This is a genomic window from Pseudomonas sp. ADAK21, from assembly GCF_012935735.1.
GTDB lineage: Bacteria > Pseudomonadota > Gammaproteobacteria > Pseudomonadales > Pseudomonadaceae > Aquipseudomonas > Aquipseudomonas proteolytica.
In genome coordinates, this window is sequence record NZ_CP052857.1 from 1,089,074 (window position 1) to 1,105,085 (window position 16,012).

The following is a 16,012-nucleotide window of genomic DNA, read 5'->3' on the forward strand; positions in this document are numbered from 1 at the left end:
CTCAGGTATCCAGGGTTCCCCTTAAAAACTGCTGCAAGCGCCGCTGCATCAGCCTTCCCTCATTGCCCAGGCAGCCAATGGCAGTACCGGCCAGTAGCTGCTCGGCCATGTCCGAGGCATCACCGGCCAGCAGTAGCGGGCACTCCAGGGTCAGGGCCAGTCGGGCCAACCGCTTGGGCAACTCATGGGTGGGTGAACGGTTGGAGAAGAGCACCAGCGCCTGCGGGCGGGTCTTCTCGCAGATCAGTGTCAACTCATCCAGGGGCTGGCCCACGTTCAGCACATGCACGGCCAGTTCATCACCATTGAGCATGAGCCCCGCCACCAGCAATTCCAGTTCTCGGCATTCACCGGCAATGGCTGCCAACAGTACCTGCGGCGTACGGCCGGCGCGGGCCAGTTGCAGGCGCTGGGAAATTCGCGCGCGCAAGAAGCTGTCGAAAAACAGCCATTCGCTGGCCTGGCCAAAACGGCCCTGATGCCGCAGCAATTGGCGCCAGAGGGGCATCAGGATGTCCTGAAACGCCACTGAAGCGGGGTAGGCCGCAAAGACCTGCCCGTACAGGCGCTCCAGTTGCAGCTCATCAAACGCACCGATGGCCAGTTGCAACTGCTGCTGCCACTGCGCCCACTCAAGCTCACCGCTGCCTTCTTGTGGGTGTTGCAGTGAAGACAGTTGCGCATCATCCCGGGCGAGAATCTTGCCGACTTTGCTGACTGCCACGCCCCGCTCGATCCAATCCAGAATGCGATGAACGGTCTCGATGTCCTTCTGCGTGTACAGGCGATGCCCACTTTCGGTGCGCACCGGCTGGATCAAACCATAACGGCGCTCCCACGCACGCAGGGTAATCGGGTTGATACCTGTCAATCTTGCGACTTCGCGAATCGGGAACAACTCATCCGCAGCGGACAGGCCGTCATGCTCAAGACCGGGGGAAGGGGCTGTGATTACAGGCATAAAATGACCAGAAACTTATACGAAGTTGGATCCCATTTAACGCTTGTATACCTGTCTTTTTCAAGGGGCCTGCCCAGCCGTCCAATGCCGCTGGCGTATTTCGTCAAATCAGGAATAATCCTTGCCTGTTTTCCTGCGTCGCCGCCCTACCCTGCGGTTTCGCCAGGGACGCCACCTACCCGGTGCTGCGCTCCCATGCATTCGGAGATACACAATGTCTACCCTACCCGTCACCTTGATGGTTGCGCGCCGTGCCGCCCAAGGTCGTTATCAAGACATGATGAGCTGGCTGCGCGAAGGCGAGCAATTGGCCACTGACTTCCCCGGCTACCTGGGTTCAGGCGTGCTTGCACCGCCTGCCGACGGTGGCGAATTCCAAATCATCTTCCGCTTCGCCGACGAGCAGACCCTGCACGCCTGGGAGTTCTCCGCCTCGCGCAGCGCCTGGCTGGGGCGCGGCAGCGAATTGTTCGCCGACCCCATGGAGCATCGTGTCAGCGGCATGGAGGGCTGGTTTGGCGCGGCGGGCCAGCGCCCACCGCGCTGGAAACAGGCCGTGGCGATCTGGCTGGCATTTTTCCCGGTGTCACTGCTGTTCAACGTCGGCCTGGAACCGTTGTTGGCCGAGTTGGGCTTGTTCAGCCGCGTGCTGGTCAGCACCCTGGCCCTGACGCCCTTGATGGTCTATCTGTTTATTCCCCTGTCGACCCATTTGCTGGCGGGCTGGCTCAATCCTGCCCCGCGCCGGGTAAAACCTGGCGAAGCAACCGTTTGAGCCGATCCACTACAGGCCGGTCGCTGGTATAGTTTTAGCTTGCCCGCGACCCGAGCTTCCCATGACCTGCACCCCCGCCCCGATCCTCATCACCGGCGCCGGCCAACGTGTCGGCCTGCACTGCGCCCAGCGCCTGCTGGATGAACAGCAACCGGTGATCTTCAGCTATCGCAGTGAACGTCCCGGTGTGCAGGCCTTGCGCGAGCGTGGCGCGGTGGGCGTATTTGCCGATTTCTCGTCCGAGGCCGGTATCCTGGCGTTCATCAGTGAACTCAAGACCCATACCGACAGCCTGCGGGCAATCATCCACAACGCCTCGACCTGGGCCGCAGAGACACCTGGTGACGAGGCCAGCGCCTTTATCGATATGTTCAGCGTGCACATGCTTGCGCCGTACCTGATCAACCTGCATTGTGCTGACTTGCTCAGAGGCTCGACGCCGGCCGACATTGTGCATATCAGCGACGACGTCACCCGCAAGGGCAGCCGCCAGCATATCGCCTACTGCGCCACCAAGGCCGGGCTCGACAGCCTGACCCTGTCCTTCGCCGCCCAATACGCGCCTCGGATCAAGGTCAATGGCATCGCGCCAGCCATGGTGATGTTCAACGAAGGCGACGACGCGGCTTATCGCGCCAAGGTCCTGGCCAAGTCGGCACTGGGTATCGAACCCGGGCCTGAGGTGATTTACCAGAGCGTGCGTTACCTGCTGGACAACCCTTATGTGACCGGCACCACCCTGACCGTCAATGGCGGGCGCCATGTCAAGTAAACCCGAACACCAGCCGCCTGGGGTTCCTGCAACTGATTGGACGGAGCAAGTAGCAATGCCACAACTTCAACCAGGTATGGCGCGCATCCGGGTCAAGGACCTGTGTCTGCGTACCTTTATTGGCATCAACGAGGATGAAATCCTCAACAAGCAGGATGTGTTGATCAACCTGACCATCCTGTATGCCGCACAAGACGCCGTGCGCGACAACGATATCGACCACGCCTTGAACTACCGCACCATCACCAAGGCCATCATCGCCCACGTCGAAAGCAACCGCTTTGCCCTGCTCGAACGCCTGACCCAGGAAGTGCTGGACCTGGTGATGAGCAATGAGTCGGTGCTGTATGCCGAAGTCGAAGTCGACAAGCCCCATGCGCTGCGCTTTGCCGAATCGGTATCGATTACGCTCGCCGCCAGCCGTTAACCCCCCTGAATCTGCGTGAACCCTATGACCGATCAACAACGCCTGGAACTCGAAGCTGCTGCCTTCCGCCGCCTGGTTGCGCACCTGGACAGCCGCAAGGATGTGCAGAACATCGACCTGATGAACCTTGCCGGGTTCTGCCGCAACTGCCTGTCCAAGTGGTACAAGGCCGAAGCCGACGAACGCCAGATCGAAGTCAGCCTCGATGACGCCCGCGAAGTGGTGTACGGCATGCCGTACGCCGAGTGGAAAGCCCAGTACCAGCAAGAAGCCAGCGCCGAACAACAAGCGGCGTTTGCCAAAGGAAAAACCCATGACTGACCTGAACACCCTGCACACCAGCCTCGACAGCGGCGAACACCAGTTTGCCGATACCCTGGCCTTCATCGCCGCTGGCTACGACTACCAGCCACAGGCCTTTACCAATGGCAGCGTAGAAAACGCCGCTGGGCAGAACGAAGGCTCGTGCAAGACCCTGGGCCTGGCGCTGCTTGAAGGCTTGAGAGACCAGCAGGCTTTGCTGGCGTTCGGCGAGCATTACCGTTCGGTGCTGGCGACGCCTGAGGGCACAGATCACAGCAACATCCGCGCGTTGATCGAGCATGGGTTGGCGGGAGTGAAGTTTGTCCAGCCGCCTTTGACCCGCCGCTGATCCCGCTTGCAAACCCGGTCAATGTGGGAGCCGGGCTTGCCCGCGATGGCGGTGGTGGCTGTCACACCGCCATCGCAGGCAAGCCAGCTCCCACATTGATTGGATTGCCAGATTGAGATTGCGGTGTTCGTCAAATCAAGCACATAAAAAAACCGGCCGCGCGGCCGGTTTTTTTATTGCAACGGTTTAGAAAGAAGCGTCTTTCAAACCATCGAGGTAACGCTCGGCATCCAGGGCCGCCATGCAACCGGCGCCGGCCGAGGTGATGGCCTGGCGGTAGACGTGGTCGGCCACGTCGCCAGCGGCAAAGATGCCTTCGATGTTGGTCGCGGTGGCATTGCCTTCACGACCGCCCTGCACCACCAGGTAACCGTCTTTGGCGGTCAGCTTGCCTTCGAACAACGATGTGTTCGGGGTGTGGCCGATAGCAATGAATACGCCGTCGACTTTCAGCTCGTCGAAGCTGCCATCGTTGTTCTTCAAACGCGCACCGGTCACGCCCATGTTGTCGCCCAGGACTTCGTCCAGGTTGGCGTTGAGCTTGAGGATAATCTTGCCTTCGGCAACCCGCGCGTGCAGCTTGTCGATCAGGATCTTCTCGGCGCGGAAGGTTTCGCGACGGTGAACCAGGGTCACGGTGCTGGCGATATTGGCCAGGTACAGTGCTTCTTCCACGGCGGTGTTACCACCACCGACCACCGCCACCGGCTTGTTGCGGTAGAAGAAACCATCGCAGGTCGCGCAGGCGGAAACGCCCTTGCCCATAAAGGCCTCTTCCGATGGCAGGCCCAGGTAACGGGCGCTGGCGCCCGTGGCGATGATCAGCGCGTCACAGGTGTAGACGCCGCTGTCGCCAGTCAGGCTGTAGGGCTTTTTCGAGAAATCCACGGCATTGATGTGGTCGAAGACGATTTCGGTCTCGAAGCGCTCGGCGTGTTCTTTCATGCGTTCCATCAGCACCGGGCCGGTCAGGCCATGGACGTCGCCCGGCCAGTTGTCGACTTCAGTGGTGGTGGTCAGCTGACCACCCGCCTGCATGCCGGTGATCAGCAACGGCTTGAGGTTGGCCCGGGCCGCGTAGACCGCAGCGCTGTAACCGGCAGGGCCGGAACCGAGAATAATCACTCGCGAATGACGGGTATCAGACATGACTCACTCCTATCGACCGCCCGGACTACAGAGCGGCTGGAATAAAAAAGGACCGCGAAGCACTTGGGGAAGGCTTGAACTCGCAGGCCCTGAAAATAATGGGTGCAGCGTATAGAGGGGGGCAAGATTAAGGAAATACGGAATAACAATCCAGCTCATAGGTGGTCTCTATCCTGTGCCCCCTATTAATCGACATGTTTGTTACCGTTAATGTCGACTCGCTGACCGTGCTTTCACCGCTTTCGCAAAGCCGGTAAGGTCGGCGCGTTTGCCCTTTTACCCGGAGTTACCCATGCCCGCCCCCGTTCTGTCAGGCCCACAATACCTGCGCGAAGGCCTGAAACTGGTCTTGAGCCCAGGCCTGCGCCTGTTCGTCCTGCTGCCCCTGGCGATCAACCTGATACTGTTCGTCGGATTGATCTATTTTGCTGGCCATCAGTTCAGCCTGTGGGTCGACACCTTGATGCCAACGCTGCCCAGTTGGCTGAGTTTCCTCAGCTACATCCTGTGGCCGCTGTTCGTGCTGCTGGTGGCTTTTATGGTGTTTTTCAGCTTCACCATGCTCGCCAATATCATCGCTGCGCCGTTCAATGGTTTTCTCGCCGAGAAGGTCGAAGTGGTGGTGCGCGGTACCGATGACTTCCCGGCCTTCAGTTGGGCCGAACTGTTCGCCATGGTCCCGCGCACACTGGCGCGGGAAATGCGCAAGCTCGGCTACTTCCTGCCACGCGCCATCGGCCTGTTTATCCTGTCGTTCATTCCCGTGGTCAACCTGATCGCCGCCCCCCTGTGGCTGCTGTTCGGGGTATGGATGATGGCGATCCAGTACATCGACTACCCAGCCGATAACCACAAGCTGGGCTGGAACGAAATGCTCGCCTGGCTGCGGCAGAAGCGCTGGCAGAGCATGAGCTTCGGTGGGATTGTTTACCTGGTGTTGCTGGTGCCGGTGGTCAACCTGCTGATGATGCCCGCGGCGGTGGCCGGGGCGACGTTGTTCTGGGTGCGTGAGCGCGGCGCCGAAACCATGCTGGCGCAAAAGCCCTAATCTGTTCGATTGACCTGGATCATGACGTTTTGCCCACATAAAGCACATGGTTATTAAAACTATAAGCCTGTGGGGAGCAAGCCATGTACAGACCGTTGATGCTGATGTTTGGGTTGATGTTGGGCGGCGAGGCCTGGGGGGCCGCTGCCGCCAACGAGCCGATCTTACCGGTGCAGCCGGCGAAAATCACGGACGCCGCCAAGGTCGAGTTGGGCAAGCAATTGTTCTTCGACCCGCGCCTGTCCAAGTCCGGCTTCATTTCCTGCAACTCGTGCCACAACCTGAGCATGGGCGGCAGCGACAATCTGCCCACCTCCATCGGCCATAACTGGCACCAGGGGCCGATCAACTCACCGACGGTGCTCAACTCCAGCATGAGCGTTGCGCAGTTCTGGGATGGACGCGCGGCGACCCTGCAAGAGCAGGCCGGTGGTCCGATCTCCAACCCGGGCGAAATGGGCTTCACCCATGATCTGGCCGTGGACGTGCTGCGCTCGATCCCGCAGTACCAGGCCTCGTTCAAGAAAGTGTATGGCGATGACGGCATCAAGTTCGACGATGTGACCAACGCCATCGCGGCCTTCGAAGAAACCCTGGTCACCCCCAACGCCCCGTTCGACCGCTGGCTGCTGGGCGATAAAAAAGCCATCAGCGCCACGGCAGCGCAGGGCTACCAGTTGTTCAAGAGCATCGGCTGCGTGGCCTGCCATAACGGCGAAGCGGTCGGTGGCAGCACCTTCCAGAAAATGGGCATGGTCGAACCCTATGCCACCAAGAACCCGGCCCAAGGCGTGGCAGGCCTGACCGGCAAGGATCAGGACCGGATGATGTTCAAGGTGCCGACCTTGCGCAACGTCGCCCTGACCTACCCCTACTTCCACGACGGTGCCTACTGGAACCTGAGCGAAGCGGTAGACGTCATGGCCCGCCTGCAATTGGGGCGCAAGTTGAGCACCGATGAGGTCAGCCAGATTGTCGCGTTCCTCGACACCCTGACCGGCGACCAGCCGGACTTCAAGCTGCCGATCCTCCCGCCGTCCTCGGCCAAGACCCCGCGTCCTGCGCCGTTCAACTAAGCCGGTAGCGGGCCGGTCGTCATAAATCCGTCATTGCGACGACACAATGGCGACATGGCCCGCGCCGACACTGGCTGCATGACGACAGCTTTCCTGAATATCACCCTGATTACCGAAACCTTCCCACCGGAAATCAACGGCGTGGCCAACACCCTTGGCCGCCTGTGTGACGGCCTGCGCGCACGTGGACATCAGGTGGAACTGGTGCGCCCGCGCCAGACTGGCGACTTGAGTCGCCAGAGCGACGACGGCCTGCTGCTGTGTCGCGGCTGGCCTCTACCGGGTTATCCCGGCCTGCAATGGGGCCAGTCCTCGATGCACAAACTGCTGCGGCGCTGGAAACGCCAGCGTCCAGACGTGCTGTACATCGCCACCGAAGGCCCGCTGGGCTTGTCGGCTTTGCGGGCGGCACGGCGCCTGGGGATCAGCGTGGTCAGCGGTTTCCACACCAACTTCCAGCAGTATTCCAGCCAATACGGCCTGGGCATGCTCAGCCGCATCCTGACCCACTACCTGCGCTGGTTCCATAACCGCTCCAGCCTGACCCTGGTGCCCAGCGTCAGCCAGCGCCTGGAACTGGAACGCCGCCACTTCGAACGCCTGGACCTGTTATCGCGCGGTGTCGACAGCCAGCTGTTCCACCCAGCCAGACGTGACAACGTCCTACGTGAACAGTGGGGGCTGGGCACTGAGGACATTGCCGTCATGCATGTAGGCCGCCTGGCACCGGAGAAAAACCTCGGTGTGCTCAAACGCTGCCTCGAGGCCTTGCAGGCGACTTATCCACAGCGCCGATTGACGCTGATCGTCGTCGGCGATGGGCCGCAACGCGAGGCACTGGCCAAGGCCCTCCCCGGCGCAATTTTCTGCGGCACACAACGCGGTGAGGAACTGGCGCGCCACTATGCGTCGGGGGACCTGTTTCTGTTCCCCAGCCTCACCGAGACCTTTGGCAATGTGGTGCTCGAAGCGATGGCATCGGGATTGGGCGTGGTGGCCTACGACCAGGCGGCCGCCACCCAGCACATCCGCCATGGCTACAGCGGTGCCGTGGCGATGCCGGGGGATGAGGATGCGTTTTGCGATGCCGCCTGTTGGTTGCTGGAAGAGCCCGAGAGCTTGCGTCGGGTGCGCCTGAACGCGCGCCAGCACGCCAGTCGCCAGGGCTGGCCGGCGATTATCGAGCGGTTTGAACAGCAATTGCGCGGGGCGTGTGGTGAGGATGTGATGGAGACGGGCGGTTCGAAGCTGACCTGACGAGCCCTATCGCGGGCAAGCCCGCTCCCACATTGGAATGCAATCAACCTGTGGGAGCGGGCTTGCCCGCGATGGCGCCCGTCAATTCCCCCCTAAACCAGAGTGGTCAGCGCCTCGCGACTGAAGGGCAAGATATCCCCCTCACGGCCTTCACGCACCTTCACCGCCCAGTCCGGGTCGACCAGCAGCGCACGGCCCACGGCCACCAGATCGAACTCATCGTTGTTCAAGCGCTCCAGCAGTTTTTCCAGGCTCGCTGGCTGAGCGATTTTGTCGGTATTGACCATGAACTGCAGGAACTCACCATCCAGGCCCACACTGCCCACGGTGATGGTCGGCTTGCCGGTGAGCTTACGGGTCCAACCGGCCAGGTTCAGCTCGGAGCCCTCGAACTCCGGCTCCCAGAACCGACGGGTGGAGCAGTGAAAAATATCCACACCGGCGTCGGCCAACGGCTTGAGGAACTCCCCCAGGGCCTCGGGGGTTTGCACCAGACGCGCGGTGTAATCCTGCTGCTTCCACTGGGAGAAACGGAAAATAATCGGAAACTCGGGGCCTGTGGCGGCCCGCACGGCCTGGATCAATTCAATGGCAAACCGCGAACGGTTGGCCAGGCTGCCGCCGTATTCGTCCGTACGCTGGTTGCTGCCTTCCCAAAAGAACTGGTCGACCAGGTAACCGTGGGCGCCGTGGATTTCCACACCGTCCATGCCAATATCCTGGGCATCCTTGGCCGCCTGGGCGAAGGCAGCGACCACCTCCTGGATATCCTGGACCGTCATGCCGTGGACCAGCACGGTGCCATCCTTGAGTTTTTCCATCGGGCCGTAGGCCGGCACGCTGGCGTCCGGCTCGGTGCCGATACGCCGTACGCTGCCGACGTGCCACAACTGCGGGACGATCTTGCCGCCTTCGGCATGCACCGCATCGACCACTTTCTTCCAGCCAGCCAATGCCGCTGCACCGTAGAAATGCGGGACATTCGGGTAACCGTTGGAAGCCTGATGGCCCACTACCGTGCCTTCGGTGATGATCAGGCCTACGCCGGCCCCGGCGCGGCGACGGTAGTACTCGATCACTTTGGAATTGGGTACGCCACCCGGGGAAAACGAGCGGGTCATCGGCGCCATGACCACACGGGACGGCAGTTGCAGGGCACCGAGCTGGAAAGGTTTGAACAAGGCTTGGACAGGCATGGGAGCACTCCGCACGAGAGGGATTTTATGATGCGGATAATATGGAGTGCGGGCGGTGCTGGGTAGCACTATTGATTTCAGTGATTAACATGCAAAAGCCGGGAGCTACACAACACATTGCAGGACCCGGCAAGCCGGCTCCTACATGGATCAGGCCAGGGCTTTTTCGATGGCTTGGACGATCGCAGAGTCTTCCGGCGCAGTGCGCGGGGAGAATCGCGCCAAAACCCGCCCATCCTTGCCCAACAGGAACTTCTCGAAATTCCAGGTGATATCCCCAGGAAACTCGGCCCCCTCGCCCGCGAGCAAGCGATACAACTGATGGCGCTCGGGGCCGTTCACATCCAGCTTGCTGCCCAATGGAAAGGTCACCCCGTAGTTGAGGCTGCAAAATTCGCGGATTTCTTCCTCCGTACCCGGCTCCTGGCCTGCAAACTGATTGCACGGCAGGCCCAGCACGGTAAACCCCTGATCCTTGTATAGCTGGTAGAGGTTTTCCAGCGCCGCATATTGCGGGGTCAGCCCACATTTGGAGGCGACATTGACCACCAGCACGACTTGCCCTTTATAGGGCGCCAGAGGCAGCTCCTGACCATCCAGGGCTTTGAGTTTAAGGTCGTGGAAAGCACTCATGACACACTCCAGGTTTCCCATATTCTGGTTAACGGCATTTCGAGATTACAGCCGCCAAGTCGGCAAGAATAGCCGCCAATCAAAAAAGGCGCCCGAAGGCGCCTTTCTTTTCAACTGACCGGCCGTAGCCCGTCAATCAATGGTGGTGACCACCTTCGCCGTGCACGTGGCCGTGAGCCACTTCTTCCTGGGATGCGTCGCGGATGGCAACGATCTTGACCTGGAAGTTCAGGCGCTGGCCGGCCAGCGGGTGGTTGCCGTCGACGGTGACGTCGTCGCCATCCAGGTCGCGGATGGTCACGATCTGCATCTGGCCGTCCGGCGCGGAGGCGTGGAACTGCATGCCCACTTCCAGTTCGTCGACGCCTTCGAACATGCTGCGGTTCAGGGTGCTGACCAGTTCGGCCGAGTACTCGCCATAGGCATCTTCAGGTTCGATGGCAACGGTCAGCTCATCACCAACCTCTTTGCCTTCCAGGGCCTTTTCCAGGCCTGGGATGATGTTACCTGCGCCTTGCAGGTAGACCAGCGGCGCGCCGCCGGCGGAGCTGTCGATGACCTCACCAGCGTCGTTGGTCAGGGTATAGTCAATGGAGACAGCCTTGTTGGCGGCGATCGGCATGGGGCGAGACCTTTTGCATAAGAATGAAGAACGGACAAGTCTAAACAAGGATTTGCCCGAAAGCGAACACAACCCGGACAGACGGAGTCGATCCAGTGACTCGACGGTCGTCGGATTTCATCAGGACGCGGACGGCCACTGGGTCGCCACGCTGTCCTGCGGCCATACGCAGCACCTACGGCACCAACCACCCTGGCAATCCCGGGGCTGGGTGATGGATGCGGCGCAACGCCTGGCAAAAATAGGCCAGCCCTTTGCCTGTGGCTGGTGTGCGCAGCGCCCGGATAACGATACCCTTGGCAGCTGATTCCCGGTCGGCGCGCAGCCATAGCGCACCACCGAAGCCATGCACCTTCAGAGAATTCGCATGCAGACTTTTTTTATCGCGCCCACCGACTTTGGTGTGGGTCTGACCTCCATCAGCCTTGGGCTGGTGCGTACCCTTGAACGGGCCGGGCTGAAAGTCGGGTTTTTCAAGCCCATTGCCCAGCCCCATCCCGGCGACACGGGGCCTGAGCGTTCCACCGAGCTGGTGGCCCGTACCCATGGCCTGAAACCACCGCAGCCACTGGGCCTGGCCCATGTCGAGCGGATGCTCGGCGATGGCCAGCTGGATGAGTTGCTCGAAGAGATCATCACCCTTTACCAACAGGCCGCCGTGGGCAAGGACGTGCTGATTGTCGAGGGCATGGTGCCGACCCGCAGCGCCAGCTATGCGGCACGGGTCAACCTGCACCTGGCAAAAAGCCTGGATGCCGAAGTCATCCTGGTCTCGGCCCCGGAAAACGAAGTGCTGACCGAACTGTCCGGGCGTGTGGAATTGCAGGCACAACTGTTCGGTGGCCCGAAAGACCCGAAAGTGCTCGGCGTGATTCTCAACAAGGTGCAGACCGACGAGAGCATGGAGGCCTTCGCCGCCCGTCTCAAGGAGCATTCGCCGCTGCTGCGCAGTGGCGATTTCCGCCTGCTCGGCTGCATTCCGTTCCAGCCCGAGCTCAACGCCCCGCGCACCCGTGACGTGGCCGACCTGATGGGCGCGCAAGTGCTCAACGCAGGCGACTATGAAACCCGGCGCATGAGCAAAATCATCATCTGCGCGCGCACCATGCGCAACACCGTGGAGCTGCTCAAGCCCGGCGTGCTGGTGGTGACACCGGGGGATCGCGACGACATCATCCTCGCCGTCAGCCTGGCCGCGATCAACGGCGTACCTTTGGCCGGCCTGCTGCTGACCAGCGACACCCTGCCTGACCCACGGATCATGGACCTGTGCCGTGGTGCATTCCAGGCCGGGTTGCCGGTGCTGTCGGTGAGCACCGGGTCCTATGACACCGCCAACCAGCTCAACAGCCTGAACAAGGAAATCCCGATTGATGACCGCGAACGCGCAGAGATCATCACCGATTTCGTCGCCAGTCACCTGGATGCGCGCTGGCTGCACCAGCGTTGCGGTACACCACGGGAGATGCGCCTGTCGCCGGCGGTGTTCCGCTACCAGTTGATCCAGCGCGCCCAGGCCGCCAACAAGCGCATCGTGCTGCCCGAAGGCAGCGAGCCGTTGACCGTGCAAGCCGCCGCCATCTGCCAGGCCCGCGGCATTGCCCGTTGCGTGCTGCTGGCCAAGCCGGCCGACGTCGAGGCCGTGGCCCGCGCCCATGGCATCGAACTGCCCGAAGGCCTGGAAATTCTCGACCCGGACCTGATCCGCCAGCGCTACGTCGAGCCGATGGTGGCGCTGCGCAAGAGCAAAAGCCTCAACGCGCCGATGGCCGAGCAGCAACTGGAAGACACCGTGGTGATCGCTACCATGATGCTGGCGCTGGATGAGGTGGATGGGCTGGTGTCCGGGGTGATCCACTCCACCGCCAATACCATCCGCCCTGCATTGCAACTGATTAAAACGGCGCCGGGTTGCACCCTGGTGTCGTCGGTGTTTTTCATGCTGTTTCCCGAGCAGGTGCTGGTCTACGGCGACTGCGTGATGAACCCGCACCCCAGCGCCGCGGAGCTGGCGGAAATCGCCCTGCAAAGCGCCGACTCGGCCGCTGCCTTCGGCATTACCCCGCGCGTGGCGATGATCAGCTATTCCAGCGGTGACTCGGCCAGTGGCGAGGAAGTGGAAAAAGTCCGCGAGGCCACCTTGTTGGCCCACGAACAGCAAAGCTCGCTGCTGATCGACGGCCCGTTGCAGTACGACGCTGCGGCCAACGAAAACGTCGCCCGGCAACTGGCGCCCAACAGCCTGGTGGCGGGCAAGGCCACGGTCTTTGTGTTCCCCGACCTCAATACCGGCAACACCACCCACAAGGCGGTGCAGCGCAGTGCCGATTGCGTCAGCCTCGGCCCGATGCTGCAAGGCCTGCGCAAACCCGTGAACGACCTGCCCCGTGGGGCCCAGGTAGATGACATCGTCTACACCATCGCCCTGACCGCGATTCAAGCCGCCAACCGACCTATGGATGCCTAAATGCTGGACTTTCTGCCTGCCCCCCTGCGCGGGGTGATCGCCTCGCTGCTGTTGGCGTTGAACACCATCCTGTTGTGTTCATTCCTGTTTATCGTCGCGTTGTTCAAGGCGCTGCCGTTCGCCAAGCGCTTCAGCGAATGGCTGATGAACCAGACCCACGAGGCCTGGATCAGCAATAACAACACCTGGATGAACCTGGTGCGCCGCACACGCTGGCACATCAAGGGCCTGGAAGGCCTGGACTACCAGCACTCGTACCTGGTGACCAGCAACCACCAGAGCTGGGTCGATATCATGGTGTTGCAGTACGTGCTCAACCGGCGGATCCGCCCGCTGAAGTTTTTCCTCAAACAGGAACTGATCTGGGTGCCGGTGATTGGCCTGGCGTGGTGGGCGCTGGGCTTCCCCTTCATGAAGCGCTACACCAAGGCTTACCTGGAAAAACACCCGGAGAAGAAAGGCAAGGACCTGGCAACCACCCGCAAGACCTGTGCAAAGTTCCGTGACAACCCGGTGGGCATTTTCAACTTTGCCGAAGGCACACGCTTTACCCCAGGCAAACATGCGCAGCAGCAGTCGCCGTTTCGTTACCTGCTCAAGCCCAAGGCCGGTGGCATTGCGTTTGTGCTGGATGCCATGGGCGAGCAGTTGAAGTCATTGGTGAACGTGACTATCCACTACCCTGGCGGGCGCCCGGGGTACTGGGACTTGCTGTGCGGCAATGTCAAAGACGTGGTTGTGCAGTTTGAAGAGGTGCAGATCCCGGCCGAGTTCATTGGCAAGAATTATGAGCAGGATGGGGAGTATCGGCTGGTGTTCCAGGGCTGGATCAATAACCTGTGGACTGAAAAGGACGCCCTTTTAGACCAGCTTCACACGGATTACCCTGCCCGTCGCTGAGCAAAAATGTGGGAGCGGGCTTGCTCGCGAATGCGGAGCGTCAGTCACCTTATTTGTTGATTGATACACCGCTTTCGCGAGCAAGCCCGCTCCCACATTTGGCCGAGTTGTTTGCAAGAGCCCATAAAAAGCCCGCCACCGAGTGATCGGTGGCGGGCTTTTTATGGAGGCGAGGTTTAGATCGCGCCGCGCTGACGCAACAGTTCCAGCACTTGCTTGACGCTGTCTTCCAACGACAGGGCCTGGGTGTCGATCACCAGGTCGGCATTCAACGGCACGTCGTAGGGGAACGACTCGCCAGGGATGTTATCCCCACCGGCGGCGTACAGGCCTTGCGGGTCACGCTCGGCACATACCAGCGGCGATGCCTGCACGTATACGGTGAGCAAACGATCACTGCCGATCAACGCCTTGGCCTGTTCACGGCCTTCGGCATCCGGCGCCACAAAGGCCGCCAGGGTCAGCAAGCCGGCTTCGTTGAACTGACGCGCCACGTGGGCAGCACGACGCCAGTTCTCAGTACGCCCGGCACGATCCTGCGGCAGACCTTTATTGAGGTCATGGCGCAGGTTCTGCCCATCGAGCACAAACACCGCACGCCCCATATCGAACAACTTGCGCTCGACCGCATAGGCCAGGGTGCTCTTGCCAGCACCCGACAGGCCACTGAACAACACGGTGGCTGGCTGCTGGCCGAAACGCTGGGCGCGTTCTTCGGTGGCCACGTGGGCCAACTTGCCGTGCTGCGCTGCGCTGCCATGGCTGACCGGCGGCGCGATAATCATGCCCGCTGCCACGGTGCCGTTAGTCAACCGGTCAATCACAATGAAGGCGCCGGTGGTGCGGTTGCTGGCGTAACCGTCCAGGGCGATGGCCGCATCGAGGCTGACCTTGACCCGGCCGATCTCGTTCAACTGCAAGGCACTGGCCGGGCCTTCTTCGAGCGTGTTCACATCCACACGGTGCACGATGCTAGTGATGGAACCCGGCACGTAGCTGGTGGCGCGCTTGATGTCGTATTTCTTGCCCGGCAGCATCGGCTCCTCGGCCATCCACACCAGCATGGCGTCGAAGGCGTCGGTGACTTGCGGCACGTTGTCGGCATGCACCAGCAGGTCGCCACGGGAGATGTCGATCTCGTCTTCCATGGTCAGGGTCACGGCCTGGCCTGGGCCTGCGTGTTCCAGTTCACCTTCGAAGGTGACGATGGATTTGACGCGGCTGCTCTTGCCCGACGGCAGCACCACGACTTCGTCGCCCTTGTGCACGATGCCGCTGGCCAGGGTGCCGGCGAAACCACGGAAGTTCAGGTTCGGACGGTTGACGTACTGCACCGGGAACCGCAGGTCGGTGTAGTTGCGGTCGTTGGCAATCTCGACGGTTTCGAGGATCTCCATCAGCGACTGGCCGGTGTACCAGGGCGAACGCTCGCTCTTGTTCACCACGTTGTCGCCCTTGAGCGCCGACATCGGCACAAAGGCCATGGTGCTCGGCTTGAACGCGATGCCATCGGCAAACTTCAGGTAGTCGGCCTTGATCGATTCGAAAATGCTCTCGTCGAAACCGTTGAGGTCCATCTTGTTGATCGCGATGACGATGTGCTTGATGCCCAACAGCGAAGCAATAAAGCTGTGGCGACGGGTCTGGGTCTGCACGCCGTAGCGCGCATCCACCAGGATGATCGCCAGGTCACAGGTGGAAGCACCGGTGGCCATGTTGCGGGTGTACTGCTCATGGCCAGGGGTGTCGGCGATGATGAACTTGCGCTTGGCGGTGGAGAAATAGCGGTAGGCCACATCGATGGTGATGCCCTGCTCACGCTCGGCCTGCAGGCCGTCGACCAGCAATGCCAGGTCGATGTCGTCACCGGTGGTGCCGACTTTCTTCGAATCGCGGGTGATGGCTTCCAGATGATCTTCGTAGATCATCTTCGAGTCGTGCAGCAGGCGCCCGATCAGGGTGCTCTTGCCGTCATCGACGTTGCCACAGGTCAGAAAGCGCAGCATTTCCTTGCGTTCGTGCTGGCCCAGGTAAGCGAGGATGTCCTCGCTGATCAAATCAGATACGTGCGACATGA

At 61.1% G+C, this 16,012-nt stretch carries 17 protein-coding genes; 11 read left to right on the forward strand and 6 right to left on the reverse strand.

Annotated features, from left to right (window positions below; translation table 11 throughout):
• Position 1: 1 nt before the first annotated feature.
• On the reverse strand, positions 2–961 hold the full coding sequence (locus HKK57_RS05040; protein ID WP_070996810.1) for a MerR family transcriptional regulator: 960 nt from the start codon (positions 959–961) through the stop codon (positions 2–4).
• Positions 962–1,175: 214 nt separating this feature from the next.
• Here HKK57_RS05040 and HKK57_RS05045 point away from each other — a divergent pair, with 214 nt between their 5' ends.
• The 5 genes from HKK57_RS05045 (at position 1,176) to HKK57_RS05065 (ending at position 3,587) form a co-directional block, all read left to right on the forward strand.
• The gene (locus HKK57_RS05045; protein WP_029295573.1) at positions 1,176–1,736 is read left to right on the forward strand and encodes an antibiotic biosynthesis monooxygenase; all 561 of its coding nucleotides are present in this window, start codon (positions 1,176–1,178) and stop codon (positions 1,734–1,736) included.
• Positions 1,737–1,797: 61 nt separating this feature from the next.
• Positions 1,798–2,508 carry a dihydromonapterin reductase gene (gene folM, locus HKK57_RS05050; RefSeq protein WP_070996808.1) on the forward strand — a complete coding sequence of 237 codons (711 nt, stop codon included), beginning with the start codon at positions 1,798–1,800 and terminating at the stop codon, positions 2,506–2,508.
• 55 nt (positions 2,509–2,563) lie between these two features.
• On the forward strand, positions 2,564–2,935 hold the full coding sequence (gene folX, locus HKK57_RS05055) for a dihydroneopterin triphosphate 2'-epimerase (protein ID WP_029295577.1): 372 nt from the start codon (positions 2,564–2,566) through the stop codon (positions 2,933–2,935).
• A 24-nt stretch (positions 2,936–2,959) separates the two neighbouring features.
• Positions 2,960–3,256, forward strand: coding sequence for a DUF1244 domain-containing protein (locus HKK57_RS05060; RefSeq protein ID WP_032857713.1), 297 nt, complete (start codon positions 2,960–2,962; stop codon positions 3,254–3,256).
• Positions 3,249–3,587: a HopJ type III effector protein gene (locus tag HKK57_RS05065; RefSeq protein WP_169389863.1), complete on the forward strand. Its 339-nt coding sequence runs from the start codon at positions 3,249–3,251 to the stop codon at positions 3,585–3,587. Before HKK57_RS05060 ends, HKK57_RS05065 begins: the two co-directional genes overlap by 8 nt.
• A 186-nt stretch (positions 3,588–3,773) precedes the next feature.
• Here the strand turns inward: HKK57_RS05065 and trxB are convergent, their stop codons facing one another.
• Positions 3,774–4,736, reverse strand: coding sequence for a thioredoxin-disulfide reductase (gene trxB, locus HKK57_RS05070; protein ID WP_029295584.1), 963 nt, complete (start codon positions 4,734–4,736; stop codon positions 3,774–3,776).
• A 292-nt stretch (positions 4,737–5,028) separates the two neighbouring features.
• On the opposite strand from trxB, the gene cysZ reads away from it, so the two are divergent.
• From cysZ to HKK57_RS05085, 3 genes are all read left to right on the forward strand, one after another.
• A complete protein-coding gene (cysZ, locus tag HKK57_RS05075; RefSeq protein ID WP_029295586.1) occupies positions 5,029–5,784 on the forward strand; it encodes a sulfate transporter CysZ in 756 nt (251 codons plus the stop codon).
• Between the two features lie 83 nt (positions 5,785–5,867).
• Positions 5,868–6,860 (forward strand): cytochrome-c peroxidase, encoded by a 993-nt coding sequence (locus HKK57_RS05080; protein WP_029295589.1) that lies wholly within the window; start codon positions 5,868–5,870, stop codon positions 6,858–6,860.
• A gap of 78 nt (positions 6,861–6,938) precedes the next feature.
• Positions 6,939–8,117 (forward strand): glycosyltransferase family 4 protein, encoded by a 1,179-nt coding sequence (locus HKK57_RS05085; RefSeq protein ID WP_169852056.1) that lies wholly within the window; start codon positions 6,939–6,941, stop codon positions 8,115–8,117.
• A gap of 92 nt (positions 8,118–8,209) precedes the next feature.
• On the opposite strand, the gene HKK57_RS05090 is transcribed toward HKK57_RS05085, so the two are convergent.
• From HKK57_RS05090 to HKK57_RS05100, 3 genes are all read right to left on the reverse strand, one after another.
• Positions 8,210–9,313 (reverse strand): NADH:flavin oxidoreductase, encoded by a 1,104-nt coding sequence (locus HKK57_RS05090; RefSeq protein ID WP_169389864.1) that lies wholly within the window; start codon positions 9,311–9,313, stop codon positions 8,210–8,212.
• Positions 9,314–9,463: 150 nt separating this feature from the next.
• The gene (locus HKK57_RS05095) at positions 9,464–9,946 is read right to left on the reverse strand and encodes a glutathione peroxidase (RefSeq protein WP_169389865.1); all 483 of its coding nucleotides are present in this window, start codon (positions 9,944–9,946) and stop codon (positions 9,464–9,466) included.
• 136 nt (positions 9,947–10,082) lie between these two features.
• Entirely contained in the window at positions 10,083–10,568 is a 486-nt protein-coding gene (locus HKK57_RS05100) for an FKBP-type peptidyl-prolyl cis-trans isomerase (RefSeq protein WP_029295595.1), read from the reverse strand.
• On the opposite strand from HKK57_RS05100, the gene HKK57_RS05105 reads away from it, so the two are divergent.
• From HKK57_RS05105 to HKK57_RS05115, 3 genes are read left to right on the forward strand one after another with little or no spacing between them, the layout of a single operon-like run.
• Positions 10,537–10,875 carry a DUF3565 domain-containing protein gene (locus tag HKK57_RS05105; protein ID WP_169389866.1) on the forward strand — a complete coding sequence of 113 codons (339 nt, stop codon included), beginning with the start codon at positions 10,537–10,539 and terminating at the stop codon, positions 10,873–10,875. The two genes, HKK57_RS05100 and HKK57_RS05105, sit on opposite strands and share 32 nt — an antisense overlap.
• Before the next feature lie 60 nt (positions 10,876–10,935).
• Positions 10,936–13,035, forward strand: coding sequence for a phosphate acetyltransferase (gene pta, locus HKK57_RS05110; RefSeq protein WP_029295597.1), 2,100 nt, complete (start codon positions 10,936–10,938; stop codon positions 13,033–13,035).
• Positions 13,036–13,935: an acyltransferase gene (locus HKK57_RS05115; protein WP_169389867.1), complete on the forward strand. Its 900-nt coding sequence runs from the start codon at positions 13,036–13,038 to the stop codon at positions 13,933–13,935.
• Positions 13,936–14,111: 176 nt separating this feature from the next.
• On the opposite strand, the gene cysN is transcribed toward HKK57_RS05115, so the two are convergent.
• Positions 14,112–16,010 (reverse strand): sulfate adenylyltransferase subunit CysN, encoded by a 1,899-nt coding sequence (gene cysN / locus HKK57_RS05120; protein ID WP_029295599.1) that lies wholly within the window; start codon positions 16,008–16,010, stop codon positions 14,112–14,114.
• Positions 16,011–16,012 lie beyond the last annotated feature (2 nt).